This is a genomic window from Sphingomonas sp., assembly GCF_017304635.1.
Lineage (GTDB): Bacteria > Pseudomonadota > Alphaproteobacteria > Sphingomonadales > Sphingomonadaceae > Sphingomonas.
This window is the reverse complement of the sequence record NZ_JAFKMA010000001.1, coordinates 669691-686792: the sequence shown is the minus strand read 5'-3', so window position 1 is coordinate 686792 and position 17102 is coordinate 669691. Positions and strand designations below refer to the sequence as shown.

The 17102-nt window shown below is 65.8% G+C and carries 13 protein-coding genes; 3 read left to right on the top strand and 10 right to left on the bottom strand.

Annotated features, from left to right (window positions below):
• Positions 1-6: 6 nt before the first annotated feature.
• From J0I47_RS03425 to J0I47_RS03395, 7 genes are all read right to left on the bottom strand, one after another.
• Positions 7-393: a response regulator gene (locus J0I47_RS03425; RefSeq protein ID WP_294045034.1), complete on the bottom strand. Its 387-nt coding sequence runs from the start codon at positions 391-393 to the stop codon at positions 7-9.
• 54 nt (positions 394-447) lie between these two features.
• Positions 448-2877 (bottom strand): ATP-binding protein, encoded by a 2430-nt coding sequence (locus J0I47_RS03420; RefSeq protein WP_294045033.1) that lies wholly within the window; start codon positions 2875-2877, stop codon positions 448-450.
• 45 nt (positions 2878-2922) lie between these two features.
• Entirely contained in the window at positions 2923-4224 is a 1302-nt protein-coding gene (locus J0I47_RS03415; RefSeq protein ID WP_294045032.1) for an EAL domain-containing protein, read from the bottom strand.
• A gap of 424 nt (positions 4225-4648) precedes the next feature.
• Entirely contained in the window at positions 4649-6157 is a 1509-nt protein-coding gene (locus tag J0I47_RS03410; protein ID WP_294045031.1) for an efflux transporter outer membrane subunit, read from the bottom strand.
• Positions 6157-7761 (bottom strand): DHA2 family efflux MFS transporter permease subunit, encoded by a 1605-nt coding sequence (locus J0I47_RS03405; protein ID WP_294045030.1) that lies wholly within the window; start codon positions 7759-7761, stop codon positions 6157-6159. The genes J0I47_RS03410 and J0I47_RS03405 overlap by 1 nt, the downstream gene beginning before the upstream one ends.
• A gap of 1 nt (position 7762) precedes the next feature.
• The gene (locus tag J0I47_RS03400) at positions 7763-8962 is read right to left on the bottom strand and encodes an HlyD family secretion protein (RefSeq protein WP_294045029.1); all 1200 of its coding nucleotides are present in this window, start codon (positions 8960-8962) and stop codon (positions 7763-7765) included.
• Positions 8959-9594 carry a CerR family C-terminal domain-containing protein gene (locus J0I47_RS03395; RefSeq protein WP_294045028.1) on the bottom strand — a complete coding sequence of 212 codons (636 nt, stop codon included), beginning with the start codon at positions 9592-9594 and terminating at the stop codon, positions 8959-8961. Before J0I47_RS03395 ends, J0I47_RS03400 begins: the two co-directional genes overlap by 4 nt.
• A gap of 532 nt (positions 9595-10126) precedes the next feature.
• On the opposite strand from J0I47_RS03395, the gene J0I47_RS03390 reads away from it, so the two are divergent.
• From J0I47_RS03390 to J0I47_RS03380, 3 genes are all read left to right on the top strand, one after another.
• Positions 10127-12448: an ATP-dependent helicase gene (locus J0I47_RS03390; protein ID WP_294045027.1), complete on the top strand. Its 2322-nt coding sequence runs from the start codon at positions 10127-10129 to the stop codon at positions 12446-12448.
• Positions 12449-12568: 120 nt separating this feature from the next.
• Positions 12569-13117 (top strand): hypothetical protein, encoded by a 549-nt coding sequence (locus J0I47_RS03385; RefSeq protein ID WP_294045026.1) that lies wholly within the window; start codon positions 12569-12571, stop codon positions 13115-13117.
• A gap of 115 nt (positions 13118-13232) precedes the next feature.
• The gene (locus J0I47_RS03380) at positions 13233-13520 is read left to right on the top strand and encodes a hypothetical protein (RefSeq protein WP_294045025.1); all 288 of its coding nucleotides are present in this window, start codon (positions 13233-13235) and stop codon (positions 13518-13520) included.
• A 38-nt stretch (positions 13521-13558) separates the two neighbouring features.
• Here the strand turns inward: J0I47_RS03380 and J0I47_RS03375 are convergent, their stop codons facing one another.
• The 3 genes from J0I47_RS03375 to J0I47_RS03365 all read right to left on the bottom strand — a co-directional run bounded on the left by J0I47_RS03375 (position 13559) and on the right by J0I47_RS03365 (position 17057).
• Complete coding sequence (locus tag J0I47_RS03375; RefSeq protein ID WP_294045024.1) at positions 13559-14275, bottom strand: phosphatase PAP2 family protein; 717 nt, start codon at positions 14273-14275, stop codon at positions 13559-13561.
• A 63-nt stretch (positions 14276-14338) separates the two neighbouring features.
• Entirely contained in the window at positions 14339-14668 is a 330-nt protein-coding gene (locus J0I47_RS03370) for a hypothetical protein (RefSeq protein ID WP_294045023.1), read from the bottom strand.
• Positions 14669-14720: 52 nt separating this feature from the next.
• On the bottom strand, positions 14721-17057 hold the full coding sequence (locus J0I47_RS03365; protein ID WP_294045022.1) for a GH92 family glycosyl hydrolase: 2337 nt from the start codon (positions 17055-17057) through the stop codon (positions 14721-14723).
• Positions 17058-17102: the final 45 nt, after the last annotated feature.

The window sequence follows — 17102 nt, the reverse complement described above, 5'->3', positions numbered from 1 at the left end:
TCGCGGTCAGAGGATGACGTCGCCCTCGCCGCCCGCCAGGATGCGGCCCATCGCCTCGAACAGCGCGTCCATCGCGACCGGCTTGAACAGCACGTCGTCGGCCCCCGCCGCCAGGCACCGCTCGCGTAGGTCGATCGCGGTATCGGCGGTGACGACGATGATCGGCAGCTTGGCCTTGGCATCGGTGCGCGCCCGGATAGCACGGATCGCGGTGATGCCGTCCATTCCCGGCATGCGGAGATCGACCAGCGCCATGTCGAAATCGCGCTCGTCGATCAGTTTCAGTCCAACCTCGCCGCTTTCGGCCTCGACCATGGTCGCGCCGGCTACGTCGAGCATATCGCCGACGACGCGGCGATTCATTGGATCGTCCTCGATGAAGAGAACGTTCATAATCCGTCGGCTCCCCAGCCCGGGATAGAATCGTGCATTGCTGCCCCTATCAACTCAAGCAGCCTGTTGCGCAATAACATGTTTTTTCGCTCGCGTAACGATCGCGAGGACGAGCGCGGTGCTGGCGATCGGCTTGGCGATCAGTTGATCGACGCCCAGCGCGGCGAAACGTTCCGTCGTATTCTCATCGGGTTGGCTCCACAGGAGCGATAGCGGCGGGCCGTCGAGCGCCGCAACGCCGTCCTCGGCCGACCCGGCCATCGCGATCGTCGCTTCGTCGGTCAGCACGCGGCCGACCCCGCCGCCGTCGATCAGCTGTCGCGCTTCGTCGATCGACCCGGCGACCTTCAGATTGGCGAATTTCGACGCGAACAGGGTCTTCAGCGTGGCGCGGCTGATCGGGTTCTTGTCGATGATGAGCAACGCCGGCTCACTCGCGTCGGCCGGCGTCGACACTTCCTCCGCAAGCCGGACCAGCGGCACGGTCAGCGTGAAGGTCGATCCCTCACCCGGCGCACTGGCGACCGCGACGTCGCCGTCCATCGCCCGCGCGATGTTGCGGCAGATCGCCAGGCCGAGACCGGTCCCGCCGAACTGGCGCGTCGTCCCGGCATCGGCCTGGCGGAACGATTCGAAGATCAGCTCCAGCTTGTCGGCGGGAATGCCGATGCCGGTGTCGCAGATCACGATCGCCAGTTGCTCGCCAGCGTCGGCCGTGACGACCTGCGCGGTCAGGCGGATCGAGCCGGCCTGCGTGAACTTGAGCGCGTTCGACAGCAGGTTGAACACGACCTGACGGAGCCGCGCCGGGTCGCTCTCGATCCGCGCCGGCGCCTGCGCGACGTCGAGCTCGAACGCAATCCCCTTCGCCCGCGCCTGCTCCTCCCACAGTCGCGACACGTCACGCAGCATCGCCGGCAGATCGACCGGCGCGCGCTCGATCGTCAGATTGCCCGTCTCCATCTTGGCGACATCGAGGATGTCGTCGACCAGCGCTCGCATCGACACGCCGGCGCCGTGGACGACGCCGATCCGGTCGCGCATCGCGCTGTCGAGCCTCTGGTCGGCCAGCATCACTTGCGTCATGCCCAGAATGCCGTTGAGCGGCGTGCGAATCTCGTGGCTGGTGGTCGCGAGGAATTCGGTCTTCGCCGCCAGCGCTTTACCCAGCGCCACGTTGGTCGCGGCGAGATCGACGTTGGCCGCGCGCACCTGATCGCGGCTGCGCCGGATCGTGACCAACCCGAAGCCGAGCATGCCGAAGATCACCACGACCGACACGCCCGATCCGACGAAGATCCATAGCTGCGTCCGCGCCTTCGCGCGTTCGTATTCCAACGTCCGCTTGGCTTCGTCCGCCTGGAGCTTGGCGATCTTGAGCTGCTGATTGTTCGAATCGAACTTCGCCGCCATCAGCGCGGTGTTGGCCGACGCCGCCACCTTGTTGCTGCTGTCGTCGATCTGCTTGAGCGCTTCGAGGTGTTGCAGGGCAAGCCCCGGCTCACCGACGCGTTTGTAGATTTCGAACGCCGTCTTGTGCGCCTGCCACCAGACCATCGTCGATGTGGTATCACCCGCGCCATCGAAGGCGCGCTCGATGCGTTGGCGCGCTTCATCGAAGTGCCCCTGTTGCAGCGATATCTGAGCCGCAACCGACCAGAACAGCCGACGGGAATCGTCGCTATCGAGATCACTCGGCAACCGGAAGCCTTCGGCAACCAGACGATCGGCTGCATCGACGTTACCGGCACGAAGTTGCATCCACGCCAAGTTCCGAAGCACTTGTCCTTGAATGACGACGCTGTTCAGCTGTCGCGCCAGTTTTAGGGCAGCATCGAAATCCGATTGCGCCTCGGCATATCGCCCCAACTCTTTGAACATGTTGCCGCGATTATTATACATTCCCACCAAAAGCTGAGGATCTCCGCGGTACGTATCGAGCGCCTGATTATAATATTTGAGTGCCGATGCGTAATCGGTCGCATCCTGATAGAGCAACGCGATGAGGAGCAAGGTGACGGCTTGGCTACGTGTGTCGCCAACGGAACGATATATCTCGAACGCTGCCTGATAGTCCGTCAGGGCCGGAGCGACTTGCGCCACCGCCCAATGATATCCGCCCCGCGAACGCAGGACGTCACCTTTCAGGCGCGACGATGGCTGGTCCTTGACCGCTGCATACGCTGCCTCCAACAAAGATTTCGCAGCACCCGGGTCGTTCAGCCGCAGGTCCGCCTCCCCCTCGAGCCATTGCGATGTCGCGATATCCTGTGCGGCATTCCCGCCGCCGCCTTTCGCCGCGATCGCTCGGGCCTGTCGAGCCGTTGCGATCGTTGCCTTGGGATCGCTGACCATCGACGCGCGCGCGGCGGCGATCAGTGCGTCCGCCCGGGCTGCCGCATCCGATTGCGCGTGAATTTGAGCCGACGACGCCGCGATGCCGAGCATGGCCAAGATCAGAGAGGTGAACGTTCGGCGCGGCATCGTGACACCATCATCACGATGCGAGGTTAAGACGGCGCTAAGCGCTTACCCCGCGCGGCGGAACGCGGACGCGCGGAAACTCGCGCGCGCGGCGTCGACCAGTCCGGCATCCTTGTGGTCGCGCATATACTGGCGAAACGCCTCGATCTCGAGCGGACGGCTGATGAGATAGCCCTGGATCATGTCGCAGCCCATCACGCTGAGCAAAGCCAGCGCCGCTGGCGTCTCGACACCCTCCGCGGTCACTTCCATCTCCAGCGCATGCGCGAGGTCGATGGTCGAGCGCACGATCAGGGGATCGCGGTTGCTGCTCGTCAGCTGCAGCACGAACATCTTGTCGATCTTGAGTTCGCTCGCCGGTAACTGCTTGAGATAGGCCAAACTCGACAGGCCCGCGCCGTAATCGTCGATCGCGATCGAAATGCCATGGTCGGCGAAGGTGTTGAGATTGGCGATCGCGCTCACGGGATCGCGGATGACCGAGGTTTCGGTGATCTCGAACCCGAACGGCATCTTGCTCGCCGTCACCAATTGACATGCGCGCTTCACGAACCCGGCGTCGCTCAGCAACTGTCCGGAGATGTTGATGAAGATCGTGATGTCTTCGCCATCGGCGCGCAGCTGTTGCTGGTCGGCGATGACCTGTTCGATGACCCATAATGTTAGCCGTCCGATCGCGCGCGAATTCTCCGCGATCGGGATGAAGTCGTTCGGCAGCATCAGGCCGCGGGTCGGGTGACGCCAGCGGATCAACGCTTCGGCACTTGCCACTTCCTGACGGCGGACATGGACCTTGGGCTGATATTGCAGGAACATCTCGCCGCGATCGACCGCACCGACCAAGTCGCGGCGCAAGGTATGGCGATCGTTGGCCGGATCGATCTGCGACAGGTCGCGAACCACCGGTGCTGCTTCGCTGCGCGACTGGCCCAACGCTTCCTCGGCTTCCTCTGCCAGGCGCACGTCGTCGATCTGGCCGGGAGGCCCCGCCGCGACGCCCACCGCGAGTTCGACGAGATGTTGTTCGCCGTCGAGATCGAGCGGCCGCGCGAACGCGCCGGCGATGTTGCTGGCCAGTTCGTTCAGTTCATCCGCACCAGCGACGCACGTCTGGATCTCTATCACCAGTCGCCCAAGGACGTTGACCGCTGCTCCCGGTACTGCCGCGGTCAGCCGCGCCGCAACGTCCACCGCGATATCGTTGGCGCGCGCGACACCGACCAGCCGGCGCAGCATGGTGAAATTGGTGATCTGGACGAACGCCTGCGCATTCCATGGCGCGCTCGGCTCACCAGCCGGTGCGTCCGTGCGGCCCGCGGCCAGCAGGGGATCAATCGTGCGTACCATTACTACCGCAATAGGCAAAGGCGCTGAAGGAACTCTTAAGCACGCTAATTCCGTGTCGTTTTGGCAACGTCGATATCACCTGGCTCGATTGATTTTTGGTTAAGTTTCCATTAGGGAAATTGCGTGCCCCGGGGTGGGTGCACGGGAGAAAAGCAATGATCGCGTTCCTCATCGCGCTGCTCCACGGCGACGCAGTTCGTCCCTGGTAAAAGCGAATTAGACGGCCCGTCGTCCGCCGGTTTTTCCGTTTTTTCAGCGGGATGCCAGCGGAGGCGGGCCGATCTTTATCTGGATTACGCGAGCAGTTCGGCGGCGGCGACTGTAAGACCAGCCGGAAAAAGCACTGCAAAATTAACTATTTGTTAACCATTTCGAATCGGAAACGTTAACGTCGCTAGCGGCGATCGTTGTTCCAATACGCTGCTCAGTTCGCGCCGCGCGCCGGCTCTGCCATCGTCTCCGACCAGCCGCCACCGATCGCCTTGAACAGGGCAACGCTATATTGCCGCAGTTGGGCATCGCTCGCCGCTAGGTTTTCGCGCGCCCGCAACACGTCGATCTGCGTGTTGAGCACGGTGTCCTGAGCAACCAGCCCCGCCTGATAGCGCGACAGGTCGGCAGTGGCCGAGCGATCGGCGTCGCCCAGCGCCTGCCGCAGCAAGGCATTGCGCCGCCGTTCGGCATCGATCCGCGACAATGCATCCTCGACGTCGCGCAACGCCGTCAGCACGGTCGAGCGATAGTCCTGATATGCCTGCTCGCGCAGTTCCTTGCGCATGCCGACCGTCGCCTTGCGTCGTCCCCAGTCGAGCAGCGGGAAGGTCGCCGCCCCCGTCCCCGTCAACTGAAGACTGTCGCCGGTGAACAGATTGCCGAGCGTGGTCGAGATCAACTGCGCGAGCCCGGTCAGGCTGAACTTCGGATAGAGGTCGGCCACCGCCACGCCGATATCCGCCGTCGCCGCCGCCAGGTTGCGCTCTGCCGCGCGCACGTCGGGCCGTCGCCGTAGCAGGTCGCTCGGCAACCCGGTCGGGATCGCCGGCAACGGCGCGAGGACCGGTAGCGCCGTCGACAACTCGCCGAGCAACGCCTCGGGATTCTGCCCGATCAGCGTCCCCAAGGCATGCTTGCGCACGTCAAGGTCTGCCTTCAGCGGCTCGAGCCGCGCGCGCGTCGCGGTGATGTTGCCGTTCTGCCGCGTCACGTCGATCGCCGGGACCAGCCCGACCTTCGCGATGTTGCCCGAAATCTGCAGTGCCCGCGCCTGTCGCTCGATCTCGCCGTTCAGCACCGCGACTTGGTCCTGATCGAGCCGTAGCGCGAAATAGGCGTCGGCAACTTCGGCGGCCAGCGTCACCGCCGCGTCGCGCCGGCTCCATTCGGCCGCCTCGGTCCGCGCCAGCGCGCCCTCGACCCCGCGCCGCCCGCCACCGAAAACGTCCAGCTCCCAACTGGCGTCGAAGCCGACCGCGAAGGTCTTGATGCTGTCCCCCGGCAGCGCGATGCCGCCGGCGGTCGCGCCGCTGCTGCCGCTGCCCGACCCTGAACCGCCGCCGCCGAACGCGCGCGCCAGTTGCGAGAATCCGGCATTCTTGCTGAACCGCACGTCGGTCACATTGGCGTCGGCGTTGACCAGCGGCTTGTACTGCGCCCGCGCCTGGATCTCGCCGAGCCGGGCCTGGCGCACCCGGCTCGCCGCGGTCGCCATGTCGGGATTGTCCTTGAGCGCGCGATCGATCAACCCAGCGAGAACGGGATCGCCGAACGCATCCCACCACCGCGCCGGATCGATCGCCTGGCCCGGCGGCATCGCCGCCTGCGGCCCGCTATACGCCGTCGGCACCGCCAGTTGCGGCGGCGTGTAGTTCGGACCCACGGTGCAGCCGGCAACGGTTCCCATCAAGGCCAGGAGTGCGGCGGTCTTCTTCATCATCAATGTCCCATTCCTCCGCTCGTATTCCGCCCGCCGCGCAGCAGCAGGACCGTCGGGGTCAGCACCAGCACCAGGATCATCAGCGCGCGGAACACGTCGAGGAACCCCATCATCGCCGCCTGCCGCATCACTTGCTGATACAGCACGCCGGTCGGGATCGCGTTCGGGTCAGCGGTGCCGGCGAACACGTTCTTCGCGCGCGCCATCCAGTCGGTATAGTTCGGATTGAGCGGGTTGAGGTTCTCGACCAGCTGCGACTGCCGCGTCTGCATCGATCCGACCAGCCACGACTGCGACATCGAGATGCCGATCGATCCGCCGACATTGCGCGCGACGTTGAGCATGCTCGACGCCTGCGCCGTACTCTCGCGCGGAAGCCCGTTATAGGCGGCGGCGTTGATCGGCACGAACAGGAATGGCAATCCGACCGCCTGCAACGTCCGCGCGAAGGCCGCGTCGAAGAAGGTGATGTCGGCGCTCATATGCGTCATGTGCCACAGCGCGCCGGCCTGGATCAGCAGCGCGACGCCGAGCAGGATCCGCACGTCGACCTTGCCGGCCATCGCGCCGGCAAACGGCACCATGATAACCGTCGCGATTCCGCCGAAGGTTAGCGCCAGCCCGGAATCGAACGAGCTGTAGCCGAGCACCTGCTGCAACATTTGCGGGATCAGCTGGGTCGTGCCGTAGAGGATCAGGCCGGTGACGGCCATGATGATGAGCGTCGCCGAGAAGTTGCGGTTTCGGAGCAGCTTCACGTCCACGACCGGGTTCTTCTGCCGCCATTCCCAGAAGCCGAGCGAGACCAGGGAAATCGCTGAGATCGCCGCGGTGGTGACGATCATCCCGCTCGCGAACCAATCCTCGCGTTCGCCGCGATCCAGCGTCAGTTCGAGGAAGCCGAGGCCGAGCACGACCAGGATCACGCCGACCACGTCGATCCGGAGACCGCCCTCCAGCATCTTCGCGCGGTCCTTTTTCACCTGCTCCGGCTCGTCGACGAAGATGTCGGCGAGGAAGAACGCGACGATGCCGAACGGCACGTTGATGAGGAATACCCAGTGCCAGCTCGCGACCTCAGTGATGTAGCCCCCGAGCGTGGGGCCGAGCACCGGCCCGACCACGACGACGATCGCGAAGGCCGCGATCGCCATGCCTCGCTTCTCGGGCGGGAAGGTATCGACCAGCATCGCCTGCTCGACCGGCGCGAGGCCCCCGCCTCCGACCCCCTGCAACACCCGCGCGAGGATCAGCGTGCCGATATTGGGCGCGAGCCCGCACGCCAGCGACGACAAGGTGAACAGCGCGATCGAGATCAGGAAATAGCGTTTGCGCCCGATCGCGTCCGACAGCCAGCCGGAGATCGGGATGACGACGGCGTTGGCGACCAGATAGCTGGTGAGCACCCACGTCGCTTGGTCGGTCGAGATCGACAGGCCGCCGGCGATATGGTCCAGGCTGACGTTCGCGATCGAGGTGTCGAGCACCTCCATGAACGTCGGCAGCGAGATCATCGCCACGATCAACCAGGGATTGTACGGCCCGGCGGCCGAGCGGCTGTTGTCCCAGCCGCCCGCCCCCGCCTTCGCGGCGGCGCTGGCCATCCTACTGGACCTTGACCGTCGGGACGACCGACATGCCGGGACCGATCGGATAGTTGCGGGGATCGGGGTCGTCCTTGCCGACCACGAACACGATCCGCACCGGCACGCGCTGCACGACCTTCACGTAATTGCCGGTCGCGTTCTGCGGCGGCAACAGCGCGAAGGCTTGCCCCGCGCCACGCTGGATCGAGTCGACCCGGCCGTGGAACTTCAGATCGGGGAAGGCATCGACCTTGATCGCGACATCCTGCCCGACACGCATCCGCTGGAGCTGGGTTTCCTTGAAGTTGGCCGTGATCCACATCGCGTCGGGGACGATCGCCAGGATCTGCGTGCCCGGCGCGACGTACGACCCGCGATTGACCGAGCGGTTGACGACCTGGCCCGAGACCGGCGCGGTCAGGCGGAGGTCGCCGACCGTGACCTTGGCCTGCGCGACTTGCGCGCGGCGAGCGGAGACGACCGAATTGGCGGCATCGACCGCTTTGCGCGCGACGGCGATCTGGGCGTCGGCGCTCGTCACCTGACGCCGCGCGGCGGCGGCCTGCGCTGCGGCGGAGCGATAATTGGCCCGCGCCTGATCGAGTTGAGTCGACGCGACCGCCGAACGATCGATCCGCGCGAGGTTTTCATAACGGCTGAGATCCTGCGCCGCCTTGTCGGCCGTCGCGACCGGCGCCAGCGATTGCGAGCGCGCCTGATCGCGCGAGGCGATCGCGGCGACGACCTGTGCCTGCGCCTGCTGGACCTGTGCCTGGGCCTGGCTGACGCCGGCATTGGCTTCGGCGAGCTGCGCCTCCGGCCCGGTCGGGCGGATCACCGCGAGCATCTGCCCCGCCTGGACGTGGCGGTTGTCGAGGTCGGCGACCTGTTCGAGCGTCCCCGACACTTCGGGCGCGATCCGCACGATGTGCGCGTCGACGAACGCATCGTCGGTCGATTCGAACTGATGCGCGTGGAGGTAATAGAGCGTGCCGCCGATCACGACCGCGGCGACCACCGCGATGGCAATGATCCAGAAGATGGGCTTGCGGAAGATCGGCGTCTTCTTGGCACCGTCCGCGTCCTTGCCCGAATCCTGTTCGCCATCGCGCGGCCCGTCACCCTGCCCGGCGTCCTTCGACTGCGAGTGCTGATCGGTGCCCGCCGACGCATCCTTGTGCTCGGCCGAATCGCAGTCCTGCGGCTTGTCGTCGCTCATGCTTGCTCCTGTCGCTCGGCGATCATCCGATCGAGGATGGCGTCGATATTGGCCGCGACTCGCGCGGCGTAGTCGTCGATGATGGCGGGGTTGAGCTGGTCGCATTCGAGCAGCCGGCGGCAGGTCGCGCGGGCGGCCTTTACCACCAATACCTGCCCGATCAGCGAAATCGCGGCGAGCCGGGCGGCATAGCCATCCTTCACGCCCGTCGCGATGCAGATCAGCTGCACCATCGCCCGCGACTGACGGCCCATCGCGCCGGCGTAGATGCGCTCGAACGCCTCGGTCGGGTTCATCTGCTCGCGCATGATGAACAGCGCCCAGGAATCGGCATCGCGTTGCTTGATCCGGTCGAGGAAACGCACGACGATGGCATGGATCGCTGCGCGCGCCGTCGCCGGATCATCGGTCGCGGTCTGCTCCTCGATCGCCTCGCTGTCATCGTCCGCGCCGAGCTGATCGGCCACGAAATCCGCCGCGGCGAGGTACAGGCCGTCCTTGCCGCCATAATGATAGGTGATCGACGACATCGCCGTCCCGGCCGCCGCCGCGATGTCACGCGTGCTCGCCCCCTCCAGCCCACGCTGGCCGAATTGCTCGACGGCGATTTCTAGGAGTCGGCGCTGGACCATACACGCCAATTAATTCGTTCGAACGAACAAGCCAAGCGGATTTTTGCTGCATTGCAACTTTTCGTTGCTGAGGCTGGAAAAGCGCGAGAGCAACGATGGTTCCGAGCAGGCGTCCAATATGCGTCTTTCACCGCTCGCCAATCGACCCGTACTTCACTGACCCTGCGGCGACGTCCGACCCAGTCGCCGCCACGACCGTCAATTCCTAGTGGCGCGTTCGCCGATTGCGACAATTTGCAACAATCCGGGCATTGTCCGGATACAAACGCTTCCTATCTGCAGAGGCGTCGCGGCGATCCTCCCCTTGCTTGCCGCGACCTGGGACTGGCCCTTCCCCCCTGTCGGCCAGTCTTCCCCGAACTGCGGGGCGGCTTTCCCGAGCCGCCCCGTTTTTTTGCGCAGGTGCTGTAGCACCGAGCACAGCCGGCGGACGAGCGAAGCTCGATCCGGCCGATGGCTTGACCATCGGCTAACCCGCGCCAATCCCCGCCAAAGGTTGCCCTAACCGCCTCCGTTCCCTACCTGTTCGCCGGTGACCGACCCCGCCACCCTGCCCAACGATCCACCCTATCTCCGCGGCCTCAATCCGCCGCAGCGCGAGGCCGTGCTGACGACCGAAGGGCCAGTGCTCGTCCTCGCCGGCGCGGGCACCGGCAAGACCGCCGCGCTGACCGCGCGGCTCGCGCACCTGCTGTTCACGCGCCGCGCCTGGCCGTCCGAGATCCTGAGCGTCACCTTCACCAACAAGGCCGCGCGCGAGATGCGCGAGCGCGTCCGCGCGATCGTCGGCGAAGCAGTCGAGGGCATGCCGTGGCTCGGCACGTTCCACGCGATCGGTGCGAAGATGCTGCGCCGGCATGCCGAGCTGGTCGGACTACACCCCAATTTCACCATCCTCGACACCGACGATCAGCTTCGCTTGCTCAAGCAACTCGTCACCGCCGCCGATATCGACGAGAAGCGCTTCCCCGCGCGCCAGCTCGGCGGGCTGATCGACGAGTGGAAGAACAAGGGGCTGGTCCCGTCCGACATTCAGGCGGGCGAGAGCGAGCGTTATGCCAACGGGCGCGGGGGCGAACTCTATGCCGCCTATCAGGAGCGGCTGAAGGCGCTCAACGCCTGCGATTTCGGCGACCTGCTGCTCCACATGCTGGTCATCCTGCGCACGCATCGCGAGGTGCTGGCGGAGTATCAGCGCCGCTTCAAATACATCATGGTCGACGAGTATCAGGACACCAACAGCGTCCAGTACCTGTGGCTTCGCCTGCTCGCACAGGAGCGGCGCAACCTGTGTTGCGTCGGCGACGACGATCAGTCGATCTATTCGTGGCGCGGCGCGCAGGTCGAGAACATCCTGAAGTTCGAGAAGGATTTTCCCGGCGCGACGATCGTCCGGCTCGAACAGAATTACCGCTCGACCCCGCACATCCTCGCCGCCGCCAGTGCGGTGATTGCCAACAATAGCGGGCGGCTGGGCAAGGAATTGTGGACCGAGCTCGACGCCGGCGAGAAGGTCAAGGTGCTCGGCGTGTGGGACGGGCCGGAGGAAGCACGCCGCGTCGGCGACGAGATCGAAAGCTGCCAGCGGACCGGCAAGTCGCTCGACGATATCGCCATCCTGGTCCGCGCGCAGCACCAGACCCGCGAGTTCGAGGACCGCTTCATCGCGATCGGCCTGCCCTATCGCATCGTCGGCGGTTTCCGTTTTTACGAGCGGCAGGAAATCCGCGACGCGCTCGCGTACTTGCGCATCGTCGCGCAGCCGGCCGATGATCTCGCGTTCGAGCGCATCGTGAACGTGCCCAAGCGCGGGCTCGGCGACAAGGCGGTCGCGAAGGTCCACCAGCTTGCGCGCGGCGAGGGGGTGCCGCTGACGGTCGCCGCCGCGCGCATCCTCGATACGGACGAGCTGACCCCGCAGGCCCGGCGCGCGCTCGGCAATCTGGTCGGCGACCTCGCGCGCTGGCGGACGATGGCGCAGGACCTCCCCCACCCCGACCTCGCGCGCCAGGTGCTCGACGAGAGCGGGTACACCGCAATGTGGCAGGCCGAGAAATCGGCCGAGGCCGCCGGGCGGCTGGAGAACCTGACCGAACTCGTCCGCGCGATGGAGGAGTATGACAGCCTCGGCGCGTTCCTCGAGCACGTCTCCCTCGTCATGGACAACGAGGCGACCGCCGACGAGGCCAAGGTCACGATCATGACGATCCACGCCGCCAAGGGACTGGAATATGACACCGTGTTCCTGGTCGGGTGGGAGGAAGGACTGTTCCCGTCGCAACGCTCGCTCGACGAGGGTGGGCTCGCCAGCCTGGAAGAGGAGCGCCGGCTGGCGTATGTGGCGATCACGCGCGCGCGGCGCCGCGCGATCATCATCCACGCCGCCAACCGCCGCATCTACGGCCAGTGGACGTCGAGCATCCCGAGCCGCTTCGTCGGCGAATTGCCGAACGACCATATCGAGAGCGAGAGCAGCATGGCCGGCGGCGAGAGCCTGTGGCGCGCCAACTGGTCCGAACGCGCCGACCCTTTCGCCGACGTGGCGCGCGGCACCGGCCGCGGCCCCGGCTGGCAACGCGCGGCGGGCGTGGATTTCGCCGGTCCCGGCGGCGGGTTCACCAGCCGCACCTTCACCCGCGAAGCCCCCCGTGTCGTCGAAGCTCGCGCCAGCGCGATCAGTCTGGGCAACAAAGGCCGCGACGACTTGGTCGTGGGCATGCGCGTGTTCCACCAGAAGTTCGGCTACGGCGAAATCGCCGAGATCGAGGGCAACAAGCTCGAGATCGACTTCGAACAGGCCGGGCGGAAGCGGGTGATGGATAGTTTCGTGAGCGTTGGAACGAGCGGCGGCTGACGACCCGACAGGTGGTAACGGTGACTCGCGTTCAAATCGGGGAGGTCGAGTGCCGGCGGGGCTGGCAAAATCGACACGCCATGCGCATTGCGGCTTCGCAAACTACAAATGGGGGCTTTCTTGGACATCGGTTCGGCGCAACGCGACATGGCACGTTCCTACGTGGGTGGCGCACCTGGCGTTTTCGTGTCTGGCGCGGTCTGGCTGGTGGCAGGGTTGGTGGAAAGATCGCATGGCATCCGGTCCGCCTTCATCGCGCTGTTCCTCGGCGGAATGCTGATATTTCCCGCATCGGTCGTCATCAGCCGCGTGCTGTTCAAGGCTGGCAAAGCGTTCGACGGTAACCCCCTCGAACGTCTGGCCAGCGAAAGCACGGCGATACTGTTCGCTGGCATTCTGACCGGTTACGCACTGCTGCAGGTGGCTCCCGCGATGGTGTTTTCCGCCGTGGCCGTCGCCATCGGTGCGCGATACTTCATTTTCCGATCTGTCTATGGCGAGCCGGTGTATTGGGTGCTTGGTGGAGCGCTGGCGCTGGCCGCCGCTATAGGTATGCTCCATCCGACCATGTTGCCGGTTGGCGTTGCCCTGCTCGTCGGGGCGATCGAATGTGCGTTCAGCGTGATCTTGTTCCTGCGATGGAAGAAGCATCGCGATCCTTCGACGTAAAAAGCGCGGCAGATCCTCCCTGTACCCCACCCTACAACCGCGTTCAGGAACCATGCCTGGTCGCGGGCGTAGGCCGGGGCATGCCCATTCCCCGGGCTCGAAAGGACAGGATGTGATGAAGACGTTTCTGATCGCCGCTGGCCTCGCGGTCGGCCTGGCCAGCGCGGCGGTGCCGACCGTGGCGAGCGCCGCGCCGGCGCCGCAGCGCGACTGGCACCACGACAATGGCCGCCACAACGGCTGGCACAACGACCGCCATCGCGGCTGGGACCACGGACGCCGTTACGGCTGGGATCGCGGGCGGCATTACGGTTGGCATCGTGGCTGGCGTGGGCACGGCTACAGGTCGCGCTGCCATTGGGAGTGGCGTCATCATCGCCAGGTCCGCGTCTGCTATCGCTGATCGGATAACGGGAGGGCGGCCGGTGGTCGCCCTCTTCCCTAGCTAGGTGCGGCGCGCCGCCCGTGCCACCAGCGGTTCGCCGCCCACACCAGCAGCGCCCATGCCGTCCCGAAACACCACCCGGCCAGCACGTCGCTCGGCCAATGCACGCCCAGATAGACGCGGCTCATCCCGATCAGCACCGCCAGCGCCGCGAAGAACCCGACCACCGCGACTCGCGCCGCGCGATCGCGCCAGCCGTTGGGCTCGATCCCTTCCGCCAGCATCAGCCCCAGCGTCAGGTAGATCGCCGCCGACACCATCGCGTGCCCGCTCGGGAAGCTGGCATGGGTGACGTGGACCAGGTGCGGCACCAGTTCGGGCCGCGGTCGTGCGATCCATGCTTTCAACATTCCGTTCAGGACCGTCGCCCCGATCAGCGACAGCGCGATCCACGCCGCCTCCGCTCGCTTGCCCGCGAACAACAGCCACGCTCCACCGGCGAGCCCGAACAACCACAGCAAGGTGTCGCCACCCAGCGCCGAGATATCGACCGTCGATTGCAACAGCCAGCCCGGCCCGATCGGCTGCGCGAGATCGTGCGGATGGCGCAACGCCAGCAGGATCGCGGTGTCGAGCGACCAATGCTCGCCCTCGATCAGTTCATCGGCGAGCCAGCCGCCGAGCAACAGCAGCGAGACAACGAACAGCCCGAGCGCCGGCCAGGCCCAGCGCAGGCCGCGTGATACGGGATTGGTGGAAACCGCCTCGCTCATCGCGCCATGATGGCACGGCACGCGACGGCGCGATACCGGGCTATCGCTCGAGCGACCGCGGGATCAGTTCTCGACCGCGAGCAACGCCTTGCCGACGAAGCGCTCGTCGTCGGGCTGCCACAATTCGCTGATCGAAAACGGGCGATCGGTGATGGCGATCTCGCCCAGTCCGTCGAGCTTGAACACCCCCAGCTTGGGTTCGCGCGGCGGTTGCCCGCCGCGTTCGACCGTCACCGCGCCGACATGGAGCGCGTCGTGCTTGTTGAACAGCACGTGCGGCGCCAGCACCACTGGCTGGCGGTTGTACGAAGCGGTGACGCAACGGCGCGTCACGATCGCCTCCAGAATGGTCGGCGTCGGCCCGGCGGGCGCGGCTTGGGGATGATCGGCCATATCCATGCGATGATAAGTAAGACTTTTGCTGCAATGCAACAAGAGTTTCGTTTCAATACCCGCTCATCGAATAGGGCCGAGCGTTTTTATCCCTGCCCCACATGAGGTTCGGCCTCGCCGCCATCGCGAAGCGCAGCGTGCCGCCTGCCATGATCTCGTCATGGGTGATGAACACGCGCGACAGGGCATTGCCGTTCAAACTGACCGAACCGACATAACGGTTGGTGTCGTTCATTCCGTCGGCGATCACCGTGAAGCGCTTGCCATTCGGCAGGTTGAGCGTCGCGCGACTCACGAACGGACGGCCGATGACATATTCCCCGCTCCCCGGCGCGACCGGATAGAAGCCGAGCGCGGTGAACATCAGCCATGCCGACGTCTGGCCGAGGTCATCGTTCCCCGCGAGGCCGTCCGGCGTCGGCTTGTACTGGTTGTCGACGATCTGCTTCAGCCGTGCCTGCGTCTTCCACGGCGCGCCGGCATAAGCATAGAGATAGGCGACGTGGTGGCTGGGCTCGTTGCCGTGGATGTACTGGCCGATCAGCCCGGCGATATCCTCGGCATGGCTGTAGTCGAGCTTCGAATTGTCGAAATCGAACATCGCGTCGAGCTTGGCGATCGTCGGCGCGTCGCCGCCGAGCAGGCGGATCAGCCCGCCCTGGTCGTGCGGCATGAACCACGAATATTGCCAGGCATTGCCCTCGGTATAATCCGACCCGTAATTGATCGCGGTCGGGTCGAACGGCGTGCGGAAACTGCCATCGGCCTTGCGCGCACGCAGCCAGCCGGTTTTCGCGTCGAAGCTGTTGCGCCAATAGGCGGCGCGCTTCTCGAACGTCGCAGCGACGTCGGCCCGGCCGAGCTTCCGCGCCATCCGTGCAATCGTCCAGTCATCGAAGGCATATTCGACCGTCTTCGACGCCGCCTCCGGCTCGCGATCGATCGGCACGTAGCCGAGCTTCATATAATCGCCGAGCCCGCCATAGGGTGCATAGGTCGCGCTCGCCACCATCGCGTCGAGCGCGGCGTTGGCGTCGAAGCCCTTGATCCCCTTCAGATACGCATCGGCGATGACCGGCACGGCGTGATAGCCGATCATCGTCCACGTCTCCTGCCCCGCGAACTGCCAGATCGGCAGGATGCCGTACGGGCTCTCCGCCTGGCTCGCCATCAGCGAGCGGACCGCGTCGACTGTCGTCTGCGCCGGCTGGATCAGCGTCAGCAGCGGATGCTCGGCGCGAAACGTATCCCATAGCGAGAAGGTCGAGCGGAAGGTGAAACCGTCCGCTTTGTGCACCTGATCGTCGGGTCCGCGATAGCGACCGTCGGCGTCGGAGAACACGCTCGGCGCCATCAACGCGTGATAGAGCGCGGTGTAGAGCGACGTGCGCATCGGCGCCGGTGCTTGGATCTCCACGGCACCCAGCGCCTTCGCCCAGTCGGCGCGGGTGCGGGCGTGCACCGCGTCGAAGTCGCCCGGTTCGCTGGCCAGATTGGCGATCGCCGCGTCCTCGTCGACACTCGACAGCGCGACCTTGACCTCGAGTGGCACCGTCAGCCGGCCGAAGTCGAGTTGCGCGACCAGGGCGCGGCCCTTGATCTCGGCGATGTCGCTGCCCGACCGGCCCGGCCCCTTGAACCCGCGATACGGCACGTCGGTCTCGCGATTGCGGAAGTCGTGTGCGAGCAGCGGGCGCGAGAAACGCATCGCGAAGAACAGTTTCCGCCCCGGCGCCCAGCCGCGCGTCTCGCGCCCGCCGGTCAGCGTGCCGTCCGAGCGCAGCCGCAGCGACGACCACGATACCTTGCCCGGATAATTATAGATGCTCGACCGCAGGTCGAGCACGAGGTGCGCCGCCTTGTCGCGTCCGAACGTGTAGCGCTGCACACCGACCCGCGTGCCCGCCGTCATTTCCGCGCGGACGCCGGCATCGCTCAGTGTGACGGCGTAATAGCCGGGGCTGGCGACCTCGCTGGCGTTGCTGAACCGGGAACGATAGCCGCTGCCCGGTCTGGCGGGATTGCCGGGATCGGTCGGCACCCTCTCGCCCGACACCGGCATGACCAGGAAATCACCGAGGTCGGAATGGCCCGCGCCGGAGAAGTGCGTCTCGCTGAAGCCCTCGATCGTCGGGTCTTCATGGCGATAGCCGGCGGCGTGGCCGTAACATTTGCGGATGACGCAGTCGGCGTCGGTGTCGGGGGACAGTTGCACCATCCCGAACGGCGCGACCGCGCCGGGGAAGGTGTGCCCCTCTCCCGCCGTGCCGATGAACGGATCGACCGCGTCGATCGGCGCCTTGTCGGCCGACGCCGCGGCGGCGAGCGGCGAGAGGATCAGCCCGGCGGCGGAAACCGTGACGACGGCGGCGCGAAGGAGTGGCAGCATCGCTACATCAAAGCACGCCGCTCCGCCGTCGCCAAGCCACGTCGA

Bases quoted from the DNA above. Each gene is read 5' to 3' on its own strand.
- J0I47_RS03425 (WP_294045034.1), bottom strand. From the start codon at position 393: ATGAACGTTCTCTTCATCGAGGACGATCCAATGAATCGCCGCGTCGTC.
- J0I47_RS03420 (WP_294045033.1), bottom strand. From the start codon at position 2,877: ATGCCGCGCCGAACGTTCACCTCTCTGATCTTGGCCATGCTCGGCATC.
- J0I47_RS03415 (WP_294045032.1), bottom strand. From the start codon at position 4,224: ATGGTACGCACGATTGATCCCCTGCTGGCCGCGGGCCGCACGGACGCA.
- J0I47_RS03410 (WP_294045031.1), bottom strand. From the start codon at position 6,157: ATGATGAAGAAGACCGCCGCACTCCTGGCCTTGATGGGAACCGTTGCC.
- J0I47_RS03405 (WP_294045030.1), bottom strand. From the start codon at position 7,761: ATGGCCAGCGCCGCCGCGAAGGCGGGGGCGGGCGGCTGGGACAACAGC.
- J0I47_RS03400 (WP_294045029.1), bottom strand. From the start codon at position 8,962: ATGAGCGACGACAAGCCGCAGGACTGCGATTCGGCCGAGCACAAGGAT.
- J0I47_RS03395 (WP_294045028.1), bottom strand. From the start codon at position 9,594: ATGGTCCAGCGCCGACTCCTAGAAATCGCCGTCGAGCAATTCGGCCAG.
- J0I47_RS03380 (WP_294045025.1), top strand. From the start codon at position 13,233: ATGAAGACGTTTCTGATCGCCGCTGGCCTCGCGGTCGGCCTGGCCAGC.
- J0I47_RS03375 (WP_294045024.1), bottom strand. From the start codon at position 14,275: ATGAGCGAGGCGGTTTCCACCAATCCCGTATCACGCGGCCTGCGCTGG.
- J0I47_RS03370 (WP_294045023.1), bottom strand. From the start codon at position 14,668: ATGGCCGATCATCCCCAAGCCGCGCCCGCCGGGCCGACGCCGACCATT.
- J0I47_RS03365 (WP_294045022.1), bottom strand. From the start codon at position 17,057: ATGCTGCCACTCCTTCGCGCCGCCGTCGTCACGGTTTCCGCCGCCGGG.